Raw genomic sequence first — 19,609 nt, 5'->3', positions numbered from 1 at the left:
CCTTCTGGATTCGACCGGGTTCAGGGTGCGACCGGGGTGGAGAGTGCGACCGGGGCCGGGTCGACGACGGCGAGCACCGCGTCGAGGGTCACCTGCTCGCCGACGCCGACGAGGACGTCCTTGACCCTGCCTGCGACCGGGGCGCCGACGGTGTGCTCCATCTTCATCGCCTCCACGACGACCAGCGGCGTGCCGGCGGCCACCTCGTCGCCGGCGGCGGCGTGCACGGCGATGACGGTGCCGGGCATGGGGCTGCGGGCCTCGCCGCCGGCCTCGACGGCGGCCGCGGCCGAGCGGCGGCGGTGTTCGGAGACGGGCCACGCGGCGCCGTCGGCGCCCAGCCAGAGCGTGGCACCGTCGGCGACGACCCGCCACCGGCGGGTACGACCGGCCAGCGTCACCACCAGCTCACCCCCGGCCGCCAGGCGGCTGGCCCGCTCGCCCGCGGGAGCGTCGGCCCACTCCACCGCGGCCGGGATCGGCTCGCCGCCGTCGACGGCGACCAGCGCGTCCGCGGGGGTGCCGCGGACACCGACCTCGACCGGTCCGGCGAGGCCGGCGGCCGTGATCGTCCAGTGCAGCGACGAGTGCTCGCCGGGCCGCCAGCCGCTGGGGACGTCCCAGGGATCGACGAACGGTGTGTCCGGCGTCAGCTCCAGCAGGCGGACCAGCGCGTACACGGCCGGGACGTCGGCCGCGCCCGGGGCCGCGGCGACCAGGGCGTCGAGGTCCCGTTCGATCAGCCCGGTGTCGAGCCGCCCGGCCCGGGTGTCCGGATGCTCGAGCAGGGCCCGCAGGAAGCCGACGTTGGTGGTCACGCCGAGCACGCAGGTGCGGGCCAGTGCCCGGTCGAGGCGGTCCAGCGCGGTGTCCCGGTCCGGCCCGTGGGCGATGATCTTCGCGAGCATCGGGTCGTAGGTGGAGCCGACGGTGGTGCCGAGGCGCAACCCCGAGTCGACCCGCACGGCGGGCCCCGACGGCTCGTCCAGCCGCAGGACCTGCCCGCCCGTCGGCAGGAAACCGCGCGCGGCGTCCTCCGCGTACACCCGGGCCTCCACCGCGTGACCGGTCAGCCGGATGTCGGCCTGGGTGTAGCCGAGTGGTTCCCCGGCGGCGATCCGGAGCTGTTCGGCGACGAGGTCGAGCCCGGTCACCAGCTCGGTGACCGGATGTTCGACCTGTAGGCGGGTGTTCATCTCCAGGAAGAAGAACTCCTCCGGGTTCGCTGCAGCGACGAGGAACTCGACCGTGCCCGCCCCGACATAGCCGACCGAGGCGGCCGTGGCGACGGCCGCCGCACCCATCCGCTCCCGGGCCTGCGGGGTGAGCAGGACCGACGGCGCCTCCTCGATCACCTTCTGGTGACGCCGCTGCAGGCTGCACTCCCGCTCGCCGAGGTGCACGACGGTGCCGTGCGCGTCGGCGAGAACCTGCACCTCGATGTGGCGGGGCGTCTGCACGTACCGCTCGACGAACAGGGTGTCGTCGCCGAACGCCGCGGCGGCCTCCCGGCGCGCGCCGACGACCTCCGCGGCCAGCCGGGAGGCGTCGGTGACCACCCGCATGCCCTTGCCGCCACCGCCGGCGGACGGCTTGAGCAGCACCGGATAGCCGACCTGGTCGGCCGCGGCGAGCAGGTCGGCGTCGGTCATCGCCGGGTCGTCACGGCCCGGGACGACGGGTACCCCCGCCGCGGCGACCGCCCGCCGGGCGGTGATCTTGTCTCCCATCACCTCCACGGCCCGCGTGGGCGGCCCGATGAAGACGATCCCCGCCTCGGTGCAGGCGGCCGCGAACTCCGCGTTCTCCGACAGGAATCCGTACCCGGGATGGATGGCCTGCGCCCCGGTGGAGGTCGCCGCGGCCAGGACCGCGGGGATGTTCAGGTAGGACTCGCGGGCGGGCGCCGGCCCGATCCGCACGGCGACGTCGGCCTCCCGCACGTGGCGGGCGCCCGCGTCGGCGTCGGAGTAGACCGCCACCGACTCGATGCCCAGCTCGCGCAGGGTCCGGATCACCCGTACGGCGATCTCCCCGCGGTTGGCCACCAGCACTGTCGAGAACATGCTCGCCCTTCCTGTCGTCACCTCCGTCGCGATCACCCCCGTCGCCCTCACATCCGGAAGATGCCGTAGCCGGGCGGGTCCATCGGCGCGTTGGCCGCCACCGACAGCGCGAGCCCGAGCACCGTGCGGGTGTCGCGCGGGTCGATCACCCCGTCGTCCCACAGCCGGGCCGTCGAGTAGTAGGGGCTGCCCTGCACCTCGTAGCGTTCGCGGATCGGGGCGCGGAAGTCCTCCTCCGCCTCGGCCGGCCAGTCCTGCCCACGGGCGGCGTACTGCTCGCGGCGGACGGTGGCGAGCACCGCCGCGGCCTGCTCCCCACCCATCACCGAGATCCGCGCGTTCGGCCACATCCACAGAAACCGCGGCGAATACGCCCGCCCACACATCGAGTAGTTCCCCGCACCGAAACTACCCCCGATCACCACCGTGAACTTCGGCACCCGCGCACACGCCACCGCCGTCACCATCTTCGCCCCGTGCTTCGCAATACCACCCGCCTCGTACTCCCGCCCCACCATGAACCCCGAGATGTTCTGCAGGAACACCAACGGAATCCCCCGCTGGTCACACAACTCGATGAAATGCGCCCCCTTCAACGCCGACTCCCCGAACAACACCCCGTTGTTCGCCACGATCCCCACCGGATGACCATGCAACCGCGCCGTGCCGGTCACCAACGTCGACCCGTACTCCCGCTTGAACTCCGCGAACCGACTCCCGTCCACGATCCGCGCGATCACCTCCCGCACGTCATACGGCGTCCGCGAGTCCGTCGGCACCGCCGCATAAAGGCCGGCCGGGTCGACCGCGGGCTCCTCCACCGCCGCGACCGGCCAGGGCCGCGCCGCCCGCGGGGCCAGGTTCGCGACGATCCGGCGCACCGTCTGCAGGGCGTCGGCGTCGTCGTCGGCCAGGTGGTCGACGACCCCGGAGGTCTTCGCGTGCAGCAGACCGCCGCCGAGGTCCTCGGCGGCGACGACCTCTCCCGTGGCCGCCTTGACCAGCGGCGGCCCACCCAGGAAGATCGTTCCCTGGTTGCGGACGATGACCGTCTCGTCGCTCATCGCCGGGACGTAGGCGCCGCCCGCCGTCGACGAACCGAGCACCGCCGCGATCTGCGCGATGCCGGCCTTCGACATCGTGGCCTGGTTGTAGAAGATCCGGCCGAAATGCTCCCGGTCGGGAAACACGTCGTCCTGCATCGGCAGGAACGCCCCGCCGGAGTCGACGAGGTAGACGCAGGGCAGCCGGTTGTGCAGCGCCACCTCCTGCGCCCGCAGGTGCTTCTTCACCGTCAACGGGTAGTACGTCCCGCCCTTGACGGTCGCGTCGTTCGCGACGACGACGCATTCCCGTCCCGCGATCCGACCTATTCCGGTGACGATGCCCGCACCCGGCGCGTCGCCGTCGTACATCCCGTCGGCGGCCAGCGGGGACAGCTCCAGGAAGGGGCTGCCCGGGTCGAGCAGCACCTCGATGCGCTCACGCGCCAGCAGCTTGCCGCGCTCGACGTGCCGGCGCCGGACGGGCTCGGGGCCGCCCAGGGCCGCCGCGGCGAGCCGCTCGCGCAGCTCGGCGACGAGCGCGGTGTGGGTCTCGGAGTACCCGCGCGCCGCGGGCGAGGCGGCGTCGACGGCGCTGCGCAGCGGCGGCCCGGTGAGGTCCTCCGCCGCCGCGGCCCGTGCGCGCGCGGCGGCCGGACCGTCGCCGACGTTAACAGTCGCTAACATGAGTCCAGATGTTAGCGCGCGCTAACACCTCCGTCGACTGTCCGGCCCGGCTGGGACGTCCGCCACCGACCGGGTACTTCCGGCCACCGACCGGTGGGCCGCGCTTGGTAGCCTCTGCCCGAAGGAGGACCACATCGTGCCGTCGCGTGCCACCCGGGTGACGCCCCCGGCGGGTCTGGCCCCCACCTTCTCCGACGCCGCCACCTCCACCGCCGCGACACCGCCGGCCCCGGCGCCGGAACCCCATACCACCCCGGCCGCGGTCGCCCTCGACGCGACCCGCCCGGCACCCACCTCGCCCGTCACCGTCCCGCCGTCCACCCCGGAGCCCGACGCCGATCAGCCCGCGGCGCCCCCGGCCCGCCCGGACCCGGCCCGCCCAGATCAGACCAACGCGGACCCGACCGCGGCTGCGCCGGTTCGGCGGGCTCGCAGCGGGCGCCGGGACGACCTGCTGCAGGCGGCGGCCCGGCTGTTCGCCGAGCGAGGGTTCCGCGGGGTCGGCATCGAGCAGATCGGCGCCGCCGTCGGCATCCGCGGTCCCGGGATCTACCGGCACTTCGCCAGCAAGGACGCGATGCTCACGGAACTGCTCGTGGGCATCAGCCAGCATCTGCTCCACGGCGCCCAGACCGTGCTGAGCGCGGACCCGAGCGCGGCCGACGCCCTCGACCGCCTCGTCCGCCGACACGTCGAGTTCGCCGTCGGCAACCCCGACCTGATCGTCATCCACGACCGTGACCTGCACAGCCTGCCGGCGCCGGACGAGCACGAGGTCCGCCGGCTCCAACGCGCCTACGTCGAGCTGTGGGTCGGCGTGCTGCGCCGCCTGCGCCCGGAGCTGACCGCGCCCGCCGCCCGCGTCCGCGCCCACGCGATCTTCGGCCTGATCAACTCCACCCCGCACAGCTCCGGCGCCCTCGACCCCGCCGTCAGGGCCACCACGCTGCACGCCATGGCGACCGCCGCAGCCACGGCATGAGCCTCCGCCGGGTTCCGTCATCTATGTGAACTGGGTGCACAGCCACAGCAGATCAGCGGGTGGGAGATGCACCGAGTCACGCCCGCCGGCGACCTCGTGCTCGGTCACCCAGAGCCAGCCAGGACGGCCCCGTGCCACGCGGGCGGCAAAGCGCGCGGTATCCGCAGGCGAGGCAAACGCGACGTAGGCGAGGGCCGCCGGGTCTTCGGAGTCGCCGTCGGGATCACCCTGGCACGAGTAAGCGGTCTCGATCCCGTAAGCCCACAGGGCGTGCACCAACTCGGCCATGCCGACGTCGACCTGCACCGGGCGACCATTGAACAGCAAGGCGACCTGCGGATGGTCCGTCATGACGGTCGACCTTGACTACTCCCGCGCAGTGTGCATGGCCTCAACCCAGACGCGAACGGCGCCTGGGCCTTCCGTGGGCTCAGTCCCCGCCCCGCCACGAAGCGCAGACCGAGGCATTGCGGCCCGGCCGGCAGCGGGCTTCGAGCGGTAGGAATCAGGCTGGGAGCGGCAGCCGGGCGACGGGCTGCCACACATAGCCATGGGACATCGGGCCTCACCACCATCACGTCGGCGGTACACATCTCCGCGGGCTGGGTGAGCCACTGGCCAAAGGTAGGTCGGCGTGCTGCGCCGAGCGCGTCGAGGACCTGCTCGGACATATGTGGGACTGATTCGGCCGCGCGCGACGCGGATGGTTACGCGGGTGCGGGCGCGGGCGCGTCCTCGGCGGCGAGGCGCTCGCAGCGTCGCTTCCCCCACTCACCCAGCGAGCGGAGAGCCTCGTTGAGTGACGTACCGTGCTCGGTGAGAGAGTACTCGACCCGGGGTGGGACCTCCCGATACACCTCGCGATGGATCAGGCCGTCTGCCTCCATCTCGCGCAGGTGCTGGATGAGCATCTTCTCGCTGACGCCGGGAAGGCCGCGCCGCAGCTCTCCGAACCGCCGGGTTCCATGGTTGTTCAGCTCCCAGAGGACCAGCGACTTCCACTTCCCTGACACCACGTCCATACCGGCGTCTATGCCGCAGACGTAGGGACCGCGCCTCGCGCTCGTCGCCATCAGACCCTCCACCTCACCTCAGCTGGACACATACTTCCCGGTAAGTATTGAACAAAATTGTAGGTACTTGTCGAAGGGGAAGGTCCGGGCGGAGGGTCGGGACAGCACGACAGTCAGACCACCAAACGGAGCAAGGGACAGTTCATGACGACCCGTACGACCTTTCTGGGCCTGGGCGCGATGGGCAGCGCGCTCGCCGCCGCGGCTCTCGACACCGGCCGACCATCCGTGGTGTGGAACCGCACTCCAGACAAAGCACGGGCCCTGGGCGAGCGTGGCGCCACCGTCACCGAGACCGTCGAGGAGGCGATCACCGGCGACGGGGTGGTCGTCGTGTGCCTGCTCGATCATCAATCGGTGCACGCTGTGGTCGATCCTGTCGCCGCACGTCTGGCCGGACGTACCGTGATCAATCTGACGACGACGACACCGAACCAGGCTCGCGGGCTCGCGACGTGGGCGGCAGAGCACGGCATCACCTACCTCGATGGCGCGATCATGGCCGTACCCAGGATGATCGGCCATCCGGATGCGGCGATCTTCTACAGCGGCCCCGAGGCCGCCTTCGGGGAGAACCGGGACCTGCTCGATCTGTGGGGGCGAAGCGACTACTTCGGGACTGACCCCGGCTTTGCCTCGCTCCGCGACATGGCGATGCTCGTCGGGATGTACACGATGTTCGCCGGTTTTCTCCACGGCGCGGCGATGGTCGGTGCCGAAGGAGTGTCGGCAACCGACTTCGCCCGTCGGCAGGGGCCTCGGGCCAGCAGAGCCTTGAGTTCACCGAAGCCGCGCTGGACTTGCTGGTGACGGCCAGCCTGGATCAGGGCGTGAGCATCGAGGTGCTACGGCCCGTCCACGACATCGTGCACCGGCAGGTCGCCGCCGGGTACGGCAGGCAGGGCACCGCCCGCATCGTCGAGGCGCTCAGGAGCACCCGGTGAGCGGCGAGGGCGGACTGTCCTCCGTGACGGTCATCGGCCTTGGCCCGATGGGTCGAGCGATGGCCGCGTCCCTGCTGCGGTCCGGCCATCCGGTGACGGTGTGGAACCGCACCCCGGGGCGCGCCGACGACCTCGTCGCCGGGGGCGCCACGCTGGCGCCCACACCGACGGCCGCGGTCGCCGCCAGTGAGCTGACGATTCTCAGCCTCACCGACTACCAGGCGATGTACGACATCCTCGGCCTGGGCGGCGCGACCTCACGAGCCTCGAGCGTTCTGGCCGGCAAGGTCCTGGTCAATCTCAGTTCGGACACGCCTGATGCCTCCCGGGACGCGGCGCGATGGGCGGCCGTACACGGAGCGAGCTTCGTGACTGGAGGCGTGATGGTGCCCGCTCCCGCCGTGGGCGGTCCAGGGGCACACGTGTTCTACAGCGGGCCGCGTGCGGTGTTCGACGCGCACGAGCCCGCCCTCAGACAGATCGGCGAGCCCAGGTACCTCGGAGCGGACCCAGGCCTGGCCCAGCTCTTCTACCAGGCGCACCTCGACGTCTTCCTCACCGCGCTGTCGAGCCTGCTGCACGCCACCGCGCTCGTCGCCGTCGCCGGTGTCCCGGCCGCCGACTTCCTACCCGGCGCGATGGAACTCCTCACCGGCATACCGACGATGATCGGAGACGGACGGGACCTGGCCCGGCGCCTGGAGGCCGGCGAACACCCCGGCGACCTCAGTACGGCGCGGATGATGGGCGCCACAGCGAACCACATCGTCTGGACGAGTGAGAAGGCCGGCATCGACACGCGGCTACCGAAAGCCGTCAAGGCGCACTACGACCAGGCCGTCCTCGCAGGCCGCGCCAGCGAGAACTGGACCGTTCTCTACGAGTTCCTCAGAGCCGGCGGCTGACGACAACCCAGGACGGCCGGTGCTACCACCGGGCCATGCACACTGCTTATCCGGGGATGCCGGGGATGGTAGGGCCGTGCTGGGGTGTGCGGTTCCGCGGAACCGCAGCTGCTACTTGCCCGCGGTGACGGCGACTTCCGCGCCGGGCGCGTAGGTCGTCACGTTCGACGGGATTGCCTTGAGCTCATCGATCTTGGCGCAGGCCGGGCACTGTGCGTAGCCCGACTGACGCTGGCGGTTCGCCTCCGCCTCAGCCTTCGCCTCGGCGACCCGGGCCTGCGCCTCGGTGATCCGGGCAAACGCCGCCTGGGCGCTGTTCACTGCTCCCTGGACGTTCTCCGGCAGCGTGACCCGAGCCAGGGTGAAACGCAGGTTCTCCAGGAACGGGCCACCGAGATTGTCGTTGAGGTCGGTGGCCAGCGACTTGTTGATCGCGTTCTGGACGGCCTGGATGTTGCCGTTGCTCGACGCCGCGTTGAGGGTCGTCTGCGCCCCGGCCTGCTGGTTGGCGCCCATCTGGACCAGGGCGCAGGAGGAGACGAGGTCGGCGCAGGTGAAGTTGTTGATCTGCTCGCGCAGGTCGTTGTCGATGACCGGCCGGATGATCGCGCCCAGGAACGCCGACCAGCCGTCGTCACCGGACCAGGCGTAGTAAAGCTTCCCACCCTTGCTCGCCAGCGGGAACTTCCTGGTGCCGAACTTGTCGTCGAACCGGCGTAGGACGTCGTGGTCGAGGTTGAGGGTGAAGTAGAACGTGCCCTCGATCCCCATGCTCACGCCGTCCTTCGACGGTGTCGTCACGACGTCGACCTTGCCGCGGTCGCCCTCACCGGCGACGGACGTGATCGTGTAGTAACGCTGCTGCGCCGGATAGTTGTGCATCGAGGAATACAGGCCGACGTAGGTCCTCGACGAGGCGGGATTGACGATCTGGCGGATCCGGTGATTGTCGAACGGGCCCCCGTTGCGGACCACCGCGATCTGCCCGCCCGACGTCGACGCGAACGAACCGAGCGCACTCGCCCCCACGACCAGCCCGAAGATCACCGCCACCACCCCGACGACGGCACCGGCTACGAGCCCGACACGCCTACCTGACGCCACGCACGCTCCCCTGACCGACGATGCGACCCGTGGTCAGTATGTCCCGTATCCGTGGCCGGTCGACGGACGTGTCGGATAGCCGTCCCGGATCCCGTTCCACCCGGAGACGGTCGGGTCAGTCGAGCTGGAGGGTGAGGTCGGGTTCGGTGGCGGCGCGGACGTCGTCAACGGTGACGCCGGGGGCGAGTTCGCGCAGCACCAGGCCGCGGCCGGGGTCCACGTCGAGGACGGCGAGATCGGTGATGACCCGGTGCACGCAGGCCCGGCCCGTCAGCGGCAGGGAGCACTCCCGCACCAGCTTGTGGGTCCCGTCGCGGGCGACGTGCTCCATCATCACGATGACGCGGCGCGCGCCGTGCACGAGGTCCATCGCGCCGCCCATCCCCTTGACCATCTTCCCGGGAATCATCCAGTTCGCGAGATCGCCCTGTGCGGACACCTGCATCGCGCCGAGCACCGCGACGTCGACATGCCCGCCGCGGATCATCCCGAACGACGTCGCCGAATCGAAGTACGACGCCCCGGGCAGCACGGTCACCGTCTCCTTCCCGGCGTTGACCAGGTCCGCGTCGACCCGGTCCGGGGCCGGGTAGGGCCCGACGCCGAGGATGCCGTTCTCGCTGTGCAGCACCACCGTCACATCGGCCGGCAGGTAGCCCGGCACCAGCGTCGGCAGCCCGATCCCGAGATTGACGTACTGGCCGTCGACCAGCTCCCGCGCCACCCGCGCGGCCAGCGCCTCCCGCGTCAGCGTCATGCCGTCACCGTCCTGCGTTCGATCCGCTTCTCCGGGTCTGGCGCGTGCACGACGCGCTGGACGAGGATGCCCGGGGTGTGAATCTGATCCGGGTCGAGCTCGCCGGGCTCCACGAGCTCCTCGACCTCGGCGATCGTCACCCGGCCCGCCGCCGCGCACAGCGGGTTGAAGTTCGCCGCGCTCGCCCGATAGATCAGGTTGCCGTGCCGGTCGCCGCGCCAGGCGTGCACCAACCCGTAGTCGCAGACGATCCCCCGCTCCAGGACGTACTCGGTGCCGTCGAACACCCGGGTCTCCTTCGGCGGCGACGCGAGTGCCACCCGGCCGGAGGCGTCGTGGCGCAGCGGAACACCACCCTCGGCGACCTGCGTGCCCACCCCGGCCGGGGTGTAGAACGCCGGGATGCCCGCCCCGCCCGCGCGCAGCCGTTCGGCGAGCGTGCCCTGCGGCACCAGTTCAACCTCCAGCTCACCGGCCAGGAACTGCCGCTCGAACTCCTTGTTCTCCCCCACGTACGAGCCCGTCGTCCGCCGGATCCGCCCCGCCCGCAGCAGCAGGCCGAGCCCCCAGTCGTCGACCCCGCAGTTGTTGCTGACGGTCTCCAACTCGCGGACCCCGGCGGCCAGCAACGCGTCGATCAGGACGCTCGGGATGCCGCACAGCCCGAACCCCCCGACCGCCAGCGACGCCCCGTCGGGGATGTCGGCCACCGCCAGGGCCGCACTCGCGACCACCTTGTCCACCCGCGCACCCGCCTCCCGCACCAGTCGGCGGCACCACACCGGAACCGCCTGCACGTTAGCGTCCGCTAACCCAGACGAAGTTAGCCACAACTAACATTCCCGTCCAGCCCCACCGCCCGATCAGGCTCGGGCGACGGCGACGGCGACGGCGACGGCGACAGCCGAGTCGGGCCGAGCCGGGCCGGCCGCTCCCGTAGCCCGGCCGGCGCACCGTGACCCGCCGCGCGGCGCCGTCGCTAGCCCTTCAGGCCGGCGAGGATGCGGGAGATCACCTCGGGGGTGATGGGGGCGGGCGAGTAGAAGCTCACCCGGTCGGCGATGTCGCCGACACGCGCCCGGATCTGCTTCGGGATGTCCTCCGGGGTGCCCCGCGCCGTGAAGACCTCCAGCACCTCCTCGGTGACGAGCGAGCCGAGATCCTGCCAGCGGCCGTCCCGGGTCAGCTCGTAGAGGTCACGCTGCAGGCCGCCCCAGCCGTGTAGTTCCAGGACCGCGCTGTAGGCGGGGGTGGAGGCGTAGAAGGCGAAGTGCTGGCGCAGCTTCTTCTCCGACTCGGCCAGCTCCTCGTCGGTGTCGCCGGTGGCGATGAGGGTGGGGAAGGTCAGTTCGACGTCCGAGCGCTTGCGCCCGGCCCGCGCCAGGCCCCGTTCCAGCGCCGGCAGGGTCACCTCGCGCACGAACCGCTCCGACGACAGGCCGTGCAGCAGGATCCCGTCGGAGACCTCGCCGGCGACCTCGGTCATGCGCGGCCCGAGGGCGGCGAGCTGGATGCGCGGTGTCCCGTACGGGTTGGGCCCGGGGTTGAAGAACGGCGTCATCAGCGTGTGCTGGTAGAACTCGCCCTGGAAGTCCAGGCGCTCGCCGTCGTTCCAGCACCGCCAGATCGCCTGGATGGCCAGGACGATCTCCCGCATGCGCTTGGCCGGCTCGGACCACACGGCGCTGAAGCGCTTCTCGATGTGCGGCTTGACCTGCGATCCGAGCCCGAGGACGAACCGGCCCCGGCTGATGGTGTGCAGGTCGTTGGCGACCATCGCCAGGTGCATGGGGCTGCGCGGGAAGGCCACGGCGACGCCGGTTCGGATCATGACGCGTTCGGTCGCCTGCGCCGCGAGGACCACGGGCAGGAACGGGTCGTGCGCGGTCTCCGGAACGTACAGCGCGTCGTAGCCCAGGGACTCGAGTTCGCGTGATCGGCTGGCGATGTCGTCAAGATCAGCCCACAGACCAACGTCGACCTTCACGTCCACTCCTTAAGTTGGATCAGATAGATGATTTGAGTAAGCTACCTTAATAGTCGCTATCGTGGCAGCGGCGCCGACGGTCGGCTGCGTCACGGGCCGGCCCGACGGCGCCGCCGCGGTCCGCCGGAGGGTCCCGTGCCGCGAGCGCCATCGGGCCGAACGGCGTTTGCTGGTCGAGGGTGCCGCCGGCGCCCAGGGATCGACCGGCGCCCAGGATCGAGAGGAGACCGCCCGTGCTTCCGGGTGTGACAGCGGACCAGAAACTGTTCGCCGAGACGGCCGAGCGCTTCATCAGGTCGACCTGCCCCGTCTCCACCGTGCGCCGGGTGGCGCAGCGCGAGGAGGAGCTCGACGGCGGCTACTTCACCGAGATCGGCGAGCTGGGCTGGCTGGCGCTGTTCGTGCCCGAGGAGCACGGCGGCGGCAGCCCGTCCGGTCAGCCGGTCCTCGACGCCGGCCTCATCGCCGAGCAGCGGGGCCGCTACCTGCAGCCCGGGGGCGTCGTCGGGGCCAACGTCGCGGCGCTGGCGATCACGCTCGGCGGTAACGGCGAGCAGCGTGCCCTGCTCGACGACCTCGCCGGCGGCAAGGCCCTCGCGGCCTGGGCGCTCGGCGACCCGGTGGGTGGCTGGGAGGCGTCGGCCGGCGTCGAGGTCCGCCGTGACGGCACCGGCTTCGTCCTGTCCGGCACCAAGAGCCTCGTCCAGGACGCCCACCTGGCCGACTGGTTTCTCGTCAGCGCCGCGGTGGACGGCCGCCCGGCGCTGTTCCTGGTGCCCGGCAGCACCCCCGGGCTCACCGTCGAGCCGCTGGCCGGGCTCGACCTGACCCACCGCTACGCCGAACTGGTCCTGCGCGACGTCGGCGTGCCGGCCTCCGCCGTGGTCGGGCAGATCGGCGACGACGATCTCGGCGAGCGGCTGCTGCAGGTCGCCACGGTGCTGACGGTGGCCGAGATGGTGGGCGCGATCGGCGAGCTGTTCGCGATGACGCTGGAGCACGCCCGCACCCGGGCCGCGTTCGGTCGGGTGATCGGCTCGTTCCAGGCGGTGAAACACCAGCTCGCCGACCTCAGCCTCGCGGTCGAGTGCAGCCACGCCATCGCCACGGGAGCCCTCACGGCCGTGCAGGAGCAGGCGCCGGACGCCGCGGAGCTGGCCAGCGCGGCCAAGGCGTTCGTCGGCGACGCCGCGATCGACGTCTCCCAGGGCTGCCTGCAGCTGCACGGCGGCATCGGCTACACGTGGGAGCACGACCTGCACCTCTACCTGCGCCGGCTGGCGACCGACCGGGTCGTGTTCGGCGACCCCGGCTGGCACCGCGAACGCATCTGCCGGCTGCACGGCCTGTGAGAAGGGGCGACGACCGATGAGCACACCGCGACGACCGGAGGGCAGGCGATGAGCGGACAGACGGCCGAGGGCCAGGCGGCGGGCGGGCAGGCGGCGGGCGGGACGGCGGGCCGGACGGCGGCGGGCGCGGTGCCCGACCTCGACGACTACCGGCGGCAGGTGCGGGCGTGGCTCGCGGCGAACCTGGATCGCCGGGACGACGACGCCCCGGCCCGGCTGCGCGGCGGCGATGCCGCCAACCTCTCCCCCGAGCGGGTCGCCGAGCAGCGTGCCCTGCAGCGCCGCGTCTACGAGGGCGGGTACGCGGGTATCACCTGGCCCGCCGAGTTCGGCGGGCAGGGCCTCACCCCCGCCCACGAGGAGATCTTCGAGCAGGAGAGCCGCGGCTACGTCGTGGCGGACCTGGGCATCGCGGGCCTGACGACCACCCGGGTCTGCGGGCCGACGATCCTCGCCCACGGCACCGACGAGTTCCGCCGCACCCACATCCCGCGGATGCTCTCCGGCGAGGAGATCTGGGTGCAGCTGTTCTCCGAGCCGGGCGCGGGGTCCGACCTCGCCGGGGTGTCGACCCGGGCGACCCGCACCGACACCGGCGACTGGGTGCTCAACGGGTCGAAGGTGTGGACCAGCGGCGCCTACTACGCCGACTACGGCCTGTGCCTGGCCCGCACCGACCCGACCGTCCCGAAGCACCGCGGGCTGACGTGGTTCGGTGTGCCGCTGACCAGCGACGGCGTGACGATCCGGCCGATCCGGGAGATCAACGGCAGCTCGGAGTTCTGCGAGGAGTTCTTCGACGACGTGGTCGTCTCCGACGCCAACCGGATCGGCGCCGTCGGGGACGGCTGGACGGTGGCCCGCACGATGATGGTCTTCGAGCGGCTCGGCGGCGACCCCGACGAGGCGCCCCGCCACACCGGCGCCCGCGAGCTCGCCCCCGACCTCGTCGCCCTGGCCCGCCGGGTGGGCCGCCAGGGCGATCCGGTGACCCGCCAGCTCATCGCCCGCGCCCATGTCATCGACCTCGTCAAGGAGCAGCTCGACGCCTACGTCGCCGCCCTGACGGAGTCGGGGGCGGCCAACCCGAACCTGGGCTCGTACTCGAAGCTCGCCGCCGGCACGCTCAACCCGGTCCGGGCGTCGATCGGCCTGGAGATCGCCGCCGCGGCCGGCGTCGTCTGGCATCCGCAGGACACCGAGGCGTCGACGACGGCGCTGAACTACCTCAACGGCCGGATCCTGGCCATCGCCGGCGGCACCAACGAGATGCAGCGCAACGGGATCAGCGAACGGATCCTCGGGCTGCCCCGGGAACCCGCCCACGACCTCGACCGACCCTTCAACGAGCTGCGCCACAACTGATCACCTGATCACCTGATCACCGCCGGGCCGGATCCGGCCGCCCGAAGCAGGTCGTCGGCCGCTCAGCCCAACTGCATCGAGCGGCCGATGATCTCCTTCATGATCTCGTTGGAACCGCCGAGGATGCGGCTGATCCGGCTGTCGCGATACATCCGGGCGATCGGATACTCGTTCATCCAGCCGTAGCCGCCGTGCAGCTGCACCCCGGCGTCCACCGCGGCGTCCTCCAGCTCGGTGGCACAGAGCTTCGCCGCCGCCGCCTCGACCCCCGTCAGCTCGCCGACGACCAGGGCTGCCAGGCAGGCGTCGACGAAGGACCGGGCCATCCACGCCCGGGCCTGCAGGTCGGCGAGGACGAAGCGGGTGTTCTGGAAGCTGCCGATCGGCTTGCCGAACGCCCTGCGCTCGCGGACGTAGGCGGTGGTGAGCTCCAGCGCCCGGAAGACGTTCTGGATCGAGGAGATCGCGATCGACAGACGTTCCTTCGCCAGGTTGCGCATCAGGTAGTGCAGGCCCTCGTTCTCCTCGCCGAGCAGGTTGGCGACCGGGACGCGGGCGTCGGTGAAGAACAGCTCGGCGGTGTCCTGCGAGCGGGCGCCGACCTTGTCCAGGCGACGGCCGCGCTCGAAGCCGGGGGTGTCGCGCTCGACGACGATGAGGCTGATCCCCTGCTCGCCGTCCGCGCGGGTCGTCTTCGCGCACAGCACCACCAGGTCGGCGAGGATGCCGTTGCTGATGAACGTCTTGGACCCGTTGACGACGTAGTGGTCGCCGTCGCGCACCGCCGTGGTGCGCATGCCCCGCAGGTCGCTGCCGGCGACGGGCTCGGTCATCGCGATGGCCGTGATCAGCTCGCCGCGGACGTAGCCGGGCAGCCAGCGCGCCTTCTGCTCGTCGGTCGTCAGCTCCAGCAGGTAGGGGCCGATGAGGTCGTTGTGCAGCTGGATGGCGAAGCCGCCGATGCCGGCGGAGGCGAACTCCTCGGCGACGACGGCGCCGTAGCGGGGGTCGTCGACGCCCGCACCGCCGTACTGCTCGGGCACGGCCGGGCCGAGCAGGCCCACCTCGCCGGCCCGCAGCCAGGCGGTCCGGTCGACGATGCCCTCGGCCTCCCACCGGTCGTTGTGCGGCAGGCACTCCTTCTCGACGAAGGTACGGGCCAGCTGGCGGTACTCCTCGTGGTCGGGGGTGAAGACGGAACGCTGCATCTCGTGACCTCCGCGGGGATCGTCTGGCAGCATCACAGGGCAGACGGTAAAGAGAATCTAATCATCTTAAGGATATAGCTTGTACAGGTGATGAGGGCTACAGTGCTGCCATGACCGGTCTCCTGCGCCGCGCGCCGGCGAACGACCACTGGTACGCCGCCGGGCTGCACACCACCCAGACCCTGGTCGACGCGTTACAGGACGGCGCCGCGCGGCACCCCCAGTCGTTGATGATCTTCGACTCGGAGACGCATCCGGCGTCGGCCCGGCTCATCGACATCCACCGCCGCGGCGCCCGCCTGGCCGGCGCGTTCGCCCGGCTCGGGCTGCGGCCCGGCGACGTGATCGCCTGCCAGGTTCCCAACTGGCTGGAGGGCGCGGTCGTCTACCACGCGGCGATCTCGCTGGGCCTGGTCCTGGTGCCCGTCGTGCACATCTACGGGCCGGTCGAGGTCGGCTACATCCTGCGGCAGTCGGGGGCGCGGGCACTGGTCATGCCCGACCGCTGGCGCACCATCGACTACCTCGAGCGGTTCGCCACGGTCGGCGACTGCCCCGACCTGGAACATGTGATCACCATCGGCGAGCGGACGGCGCCGGGCGGGGTCACCCTGGCTGCGCTGGAGGCCCTCGACGCCGACCCGCCGGCGCCCCCGGCGCTGCACGCCGACGACGTCTGCATGGTCATCTACACCTCGGGCACCACCAGCGCCCCCAAGGGCGTGCAGCACACCCACAACACCCTGCTGGCCGAGATGCGGGCGCTGGCCGACGCCGACGCCGGCACCCCGGACGCGGTGCACCTCTCGCCGTTCCCCGCCGGGCACATGGGCGGCGTCCTGCTGCTCGGCCGGGCGTTCCTGTCGGGCCGCACCAGCATCCTCGTCGACTCGTGGAACACCGCACGCGTCGCGCGGGTGATCCGCGAACGCGGGGTGAGCTGGCTCGGGGCGACCCCGTTCTTCCTCAGCAGCCTGCTCGCCGACGTCCGCGACACCGGCGCGCCGATGCCGTCGCTCGACGAGATCCACCTCGGCGGCGCGGGCGTGCCGCCGGAGCTCGTCCTGGCCGCCGAGGCGGCCGGCTGGCGGGCGTTTCGCTCCTACGGCTCCACCGAGCACCCGACGGTCACGGTGTCCGCCGTGTCGGACCCGGTCGAGGTGCGCGCCTACACCGACGGCGTCGCCTTCGGCGCCAACCGCCTGCGGATCGTCGACGACGACGGCCTCGACCTGCCGCCCGGCACCCCCGGCGAGGTCGTCACCCTCGGCCCGGAGCTGTTCGTCGGCTACACCGACCCCACGCTCAACGCCGAGGCCTTCCTCGACGGCGGCTGGTTTCGCACCGGCGACATCGGCACCCTCGACGAGGCCGGCCACCTCACCATCGTCGACCGCAAGAAGGACATCATCATCCGCGGCGGGGAGAACATCTCCTCCACCGAGGTCGAGGGCGTCCTGCTGCGCCACCCGGCGATCGTCGAGGCGGCGGTGACCGCGATGCCCGACCCGCTCTACGGCGAGCGGGTCTGCGCGTTCGTCATCGTCGAGCCCGGCCGCGAACTCTCCCTCCGCGACCTCGTCGAGCACTTCGTCGCCGTCGGCGTGGCCAAGCACAAGACCCCCGAACGCCTCGAGATCGTCGCCGACCTGCCCCGCACCGCGGCCGGCAAGGTACGCAAGGCCGACCTGCGCGCCCGCCTACGCGCCCCCGCCCCCGGCCCTGTTCCCGCCGACGCCGGTCGGGGCAGCCGGGACTCCCAGCGCGCCGGCCACTGAGCGACGCGGACGGATCTGCGCCATGGTCCACGGACTCGACCGCGGCGAGCGCGCCGCGCTGGTCGTCAGCGAGTGCCTGCGGGGCACCCTCGACCCCGAACTGGCGATCTTCGCCGGGCTCGCCGAACAGGCCGCCGCCCGCGGCATCCTCGCGCGCATCGCCGCGCTCGCCGCGGACTTCCGCACCCTCGAGCTGCCGGTCGTGCACATCCACGTCGCGCACCGGCCGGACTTCGGCGCGTTCAGCGACACCAACCCGGTCTCGGCGAAGGTCCGCCGCGAACGGCGAGTGCTCGCCGGCACCCCGCAGGCCGAACCGATGCCCCAGGTCGCGCCGCAGCCCGGCGACTACGTCAGTACGCGCCGCTCGGGCCTGGCGATGTGGTACGGCACCGACCTCGACTCCACCCTGCGCAACCTGCGCGTCGACACGGTCGTCCTGACCGGCGTGTCGACGAACATGGCGCTGCTCGCCGGCGCGCTGGGCGCGACCGACCGCGGCTACCGCAGCGTCCTCGTCGAGGACGCGACCGCCGGGGCGAGCGCCGAGTCGCACGCGTGGATCGTCGCCAACCAGCTACGCATGCTCTCGACGATCGCCCGCGCCGACGAGATCCACGCCGACCTCACCCGCCGCGACGCCGCGACGACCACGCCCCCGCGCCACTGACCCAACACCCGCCCTGAGGACGGCTCCCCGACCGAGGTGACGATCATGCTGAGTTGAGGAGGATGTCGACGGGTTGGCTGTAGGGGTTTCGGCGGGGGGTCTGGGTGTGGTCGACCCAGGGGGGTGGGATGAGTTCGGGTCGGCGGTCGGCGCCGAGTCGGATGGTCCAGTGGTGATGGTGCACGTGGCGGTGATGCCAGGGGCAAAGCAGCACGAGATTGTCGAGGCAGGTAGGACCCTCGTCGATCCACGAGATGATGTGGTGGGCCTGGCACCAGCTGGGTGGCCTGCTGCAACCTGGGAAGACGCAGCCCTGGTCCCGGGCGACCAGCGCACGGCGGAGGTCGCCCGGGACGGTGCGCTGTGTGCGGCCGACGTCGAGGGGGACGCTGGCGGGATCGAGGATGATGCGGCTGACCGCGGCGTCGCAGGCGAGGCGCCGCACGGTGGCGCGTGACAGGGGCTGACCCCAACTGGTGGATGCGGCCGGCCCGCCGCGACCGACCAGGGTGGTCCAGGGGATCGTGACGGTGAGGTGCGGGCGCACTCCGCCGGAGATGGGAACGGCGGAGGCATCGAGCGCGCGGTGCACAAAGTCGACGAGGGCGTCGGCGCGGCGGCGGGCCGGGCTGCGCGGGTCGGGAGTGCCGTCGATGGCGGGCATGGGTGCGGCGAGGCTGTCGAGCGCGGTGCGAAGCAGAGCGGCGGCTTCCGCGTCGAGTTCGCCGCTGATCCGGGTCATGCCGTCAGAGAGATCGGTGATCCATAGTCGACGGCGGTCCGCTGGATCGCCGTCGCCGTCGGCGGCGCCGGAGGTAGCGCTCCTACCGGCGCCCTCACCGCCGTCCGGAGGGCTGTCGCTGTCGGCGTCTGCGTTGCCAGCGCCGTCGTTGTTGCCGGCGCCGTTGTCCTCGGGGTCGGGGTTGTCGCCGCCGGGGCTGGTATCGACGTCGGTGAGGCGTTCACGGAGGTGACGGCCGAGCCGGGCGAGTTCCGCGGGGTCGAACCTGGCGGCAGAGGTGAGCAGGAACTGTTCGGCGGAACGTCGGGTGGCGACGTCCACACCGCGGGGCAGGGAACGAAGCGCGAGGTGGATCGTCTGGGCCTGTTCGACGCTGATCGTGCCGGCGATCAGGGCGGCACCGGTTGCGGCCAGGTCGTCGTCCACGGCCAAGGCCAGGTCCACCAGCCGCTGGGCGTCGACGGGGCGGATGCGTAGCCGGGCACGGACCAGGGCGGCGGTACTGGTCGCGCCTTCCCGCAGCGCGCTGCCTCGGCCACGCATCTCCCGCACCAGACCGACCCGGACCGCGGCGAGACGGGCCAGCAACGCCGAGCAGTCCAGGACGGCGCCGTCGAGCTCGGGGTCGGACAGCCCCCAACCGGGCATGTGCACCGCCTGCCCGACCATCGCGTCGAGCTCCGACAGGGCGGCCAGCAGCCGCGGACAGCCCGCCAGGCCAGCACCGTCAGAATCGCTGCCGGTGCGGGAGGTTGAGCGCGGACCCGGATCAGGAGCGACGCCGGGGGCGATGCCAGCGGCTGAGCGTGAACCCTGGCCAGGGCCAGGGCCAGGGCCAGGGTTCGGGTCGGGGCCAGAACCACGGTCGGGGTCGAGATCGGAGTCAGGACCAGGTGAAGGGCATGGGTCAGGGCCAGGGCTGGGGCCGAAAGTGAAGGGCGTCACG

At 71.8% G+C, this 19,609-nt stretch carries 18 protein-coding genes; 8 read left to right on the top strand and 10 right to left on the bottom strand.

From position 1 onward, the window contains the following. Positions 1–20 precede the first annotated feature (20 nt). On the bottom strand, positions 21–2,066 hold the full coding sequence (locus tag FRAAL_RS13800) for an acetyl/propionyl/methylcrotonyl-CoA carboxylase subunit alpha (protein WP_041939294.1): 2,046 nt from the start codon (positions 2,064–2,066) through the stop codon (positions 21–23). 47 nt (positions 2,067–2,113) lie between these two features. Beyond that, positions 2,114–3,796 carry a carboxyl transferase domain-containing protein gene (locus FRAAL_RS13795; protein WP_011604307.1) on the bottom strand — a complete coding sequence of 561 codons (1,683 nt, stop codon included), beginning with the start codon at positions 3,794–3,796 and terminating at the stop codon, positions 2,114–2,116. A gap of 136 nt (positions 3,797–3,932) precedes the next feature. On the opposite strand from FRAAL_RS13795, the gene FRAAL_RS34915 reads away from it, so the two are divergent. Further along, entirely contained in the window at positions 3,933–4,778 is an 846-nt protein-coding gene (locus tag FRAAL_RS34915) for an SACE_7040 family transcriptional regulator (RefSeq protein WP_011604306.1), read from the top strand. Positions 4,779–4,799: 21 nt separating this feature from the next. Here the strand turns inward: FRAAL_RS34915 and FRAAL_RS13785 are convergent, their stop codons facing one another. Both FRAAL_RS13785 and FRAAL_RS13780 read right to left on the bottom strand, forming a co-directional pair. Beyond that, positions 4,800–5,129, bottom strand: a complete 330-nt coding sequence (locus FRAAL_RS13785; protein ID WP_041939293.1) for a hypothetical protein — start codon at positions 5,127–5,129, stop codon at positions 4,800–4,802. Between the two features lie 356 nt (positions 5,130–5,485). Next, positions 5,486–5,800, bottom strand: a complete 315-nt coding sequence (locus FRAAL_RS13780) for a winged helix-turn-helix transcriptional regulator (protein WP_231861643.1) — start codon at positions 5,798–5,800, stop codon at positions 5,486–5,488. A gap of 231 nt (positions 5,801–6,031) precedes the next feature. Here FRAAL_RS13780 and FRAAL_RS13775 point away from each other — a divergent pair, with 231 nt between their 5' ends. The 3 genes from FRAAL_RS13775 to FRAAL_RS13770 are packed head-to-tail and all read left to right on the top strand — an operon-like array spanning position 6,032 to position 7,700. Next, positions 6,032–6,661, top strand: coding sequence for an NAD(P)-dependent oxidoreductase (locus FRAAL_RS13775; protein WP_231861642.1), 630 nt, complete (start codon positions 6,032–6,034; stop codon positions 6,659–6,661). Continuing rightward, on the top strand, positions 6,658–6,795 hold the full coding sequence (locus FRAAL_RS36350) for an imine reductase family protein (protein WP_231861641.1): 138 nt from the start codon (positions 6,658–6,660) through the stop codon (positions 6,793–6,795). The genes FRAAL_RS13775 and FRAAL_RS36350 overlap by 4 nt, the downstream gene beginning before the upstream one ends. Then, positions 6,792–7,700 (top strand): NAD(P)-dependent oxidoreductase, encoded by a 909-nt coding sequence (locus FRAAL_RS13770; RefSeq protein ID WP_011604300.1) that lies wholly within the window; start codon positions 6,792–6,794, stop codon positions 7,698–7,700. Before FRAAL_RS36350 ends, FRAAL_RS13770 begins: the two co-directional genes overlap by 4 nt. A gap of 111 nt (positions 7,701–7,811) precedes the next feature. Here the strand turns inward: FRAAL_RS13770 and FRAAL_RS13765 are convergent, their stop codons facing one another. From FRAAL_RS13765 to FRAAL_RS13750, 4 genes are all read right to left on the bottom strand, one after another. Beyond that, complete coding sequence (locus tag FRAAL_RS13765; RefSeq protein ID WP_041939292.1) at positions 7,812–8,804, bottom strand: SPFH domain-containing protein; 993 nt, start codon at positions 8,802–8,804, stop codon at positions 7,812–7,814. Positions 8,805–8,919: 115 nt separating this feature from the next. Then, positions 8,920–9,561, bottom strand: a complete 642-nt coding sequence (locus FRAAL_RS13760) for a CoA transferase subunit B (RefSeq protein ID WP_011604298.1) — start codon at positions 9,559–9,561, stop codon at positions 8,920–8,922. Further along, positions 9,558–10,304 carry a CoA transferase subunit A gene (locus FRAAL_RS13755; RefSeq protein WP_041940519.1) on the bottom strand — a complete coding sequence of 249 codons (747 nt, stop codon included), beginning with the start codon at positions 10,302–10,304 and terminating at the stop codon, positions 9,558–9,560. The genes FRAAL_RS13760 and FRAAL_RS13755 overlap by 4 nt, the downstream gene beginning before the upstream one ends. A 236-nt stretch (positions 10,305–10,540) precedes the next feature. Further along, positions 10,541–11,548: an LLM class F420-dependent oxidoreductase gene (locus FRAAL_RS13750; protein WP_041939291.1), complete on the bottom strand. Its 1,008-nt coding sequence runs from the start codon at positions 11,546–11,548 to the stop codon at positions 10,541–10,543. Positions 11,549–11,781: 233 nt separating this feature from the next. Between FRAAL_RS13750 and FRAAL_RS13745 the strand changes: the two genes are divergently transcribed. Continuing rightward, positions 11,782–12,900 (top strand): acyl-CoA dehydrogenase family protein, encoded by a 1,119-nt coding sequence (locus tag FRAAL_RS13745; RefSeq protein ID WP_041939290.1) that lies wholly within the window; start codon positions 11,782–11,784, stop codon positions 12,898–12,900. A gap of 48 nt (positions 12,901–12,948) precedes the next feature. After that, positions 12,949–14,265, top strand: coding sequence for an acyl-CoA dehydrogenase family protein (locus FRAAL_RS13740; RefSeq protein WP_011604294.1), 1,317 nt, complete (start codon positions 12,949–12,951; stop codon positions 14,263–14,265). Positions 14,266–14,327: 62 nt separating this feature from the next. Here FRAAL_RS13740 and FRAAL_RS13735 read toward each other — a convergent pair whose 3' ends face one another. After that, complete coding sequence (locus tag FRAAL_RS13735; RefSeq protein ID WP_041940517.1) at positions 14,328–15,473, bottom strand: acyl-CoA dehydrogenase family protein; 1,146 nt, start codon at positions 15,471–15,473, stop codon at positions 14,328–14,330. A 110-nt stretch (positions 15,474–15,583) separates the two neighbouring features. Here FRAAL_RS13735 and FRAAL_RS13730 point away from each other — a divergent pair, with 110 nt between their 5' ends. Together FRAAL_RS13730 and FRAAL_RS13725 are read left to right on the top strand one after the other, a co-directional pair. Beyond that, a complete protein-coding gene (locus FRAAL_RS13730; RefSeq protein ID WP_011604292.1) occupies positions 15,584–17,251 on the top strand; it encodes an AMP-binding protein in 1,668 nt (555 codons plus the stop codon). A 22-nt stretch (positions 17,252–17,273) separates the two neighbouring features. Then, positions 17,274–17,921: a cysteine hydrolase family protein gene (locus tag FRAAL_RS13725; RefSeq protein WP_011604291.1), complete on the top strand. Its 648-nt coding sequence runs from the start codon at positions 17,274–17,276 to the stop codon at positions 17,919–17,921. Positions 17,922–17,964: 43 nt separating this feature from the next. Here the strand turns inward: FRAAL_RS13725 and FRAAL_RS13720 are convergent, their stop codons facing one another. Then, complete coding sequence (locus FRAAL_RS13720; RefSeq protein ID WP_231861640.1) at positions 17,965–19,332, bottom strand: HNH endonuclease signature motif containing protein; 1,368 nt, start codon at positions 19,330–19,332, stop codon at positions 17,965–17,967. Positions 19,333–19,609 lie beyond the last annotated feature (277 nt).

It is taken from the genome of Frankia alni ACN14a (assembly GCF_000058485.1).
In the GTDB taxonomy this organism is placed as follows: Bacteria; Actinomycetota; Actinomycetes; order Frankiales; family Frankiaceae; genus Frankia; species Frankia alni.
This window is presented reverse-complemented; position numbering and strand designations above follow the sequence as displayed.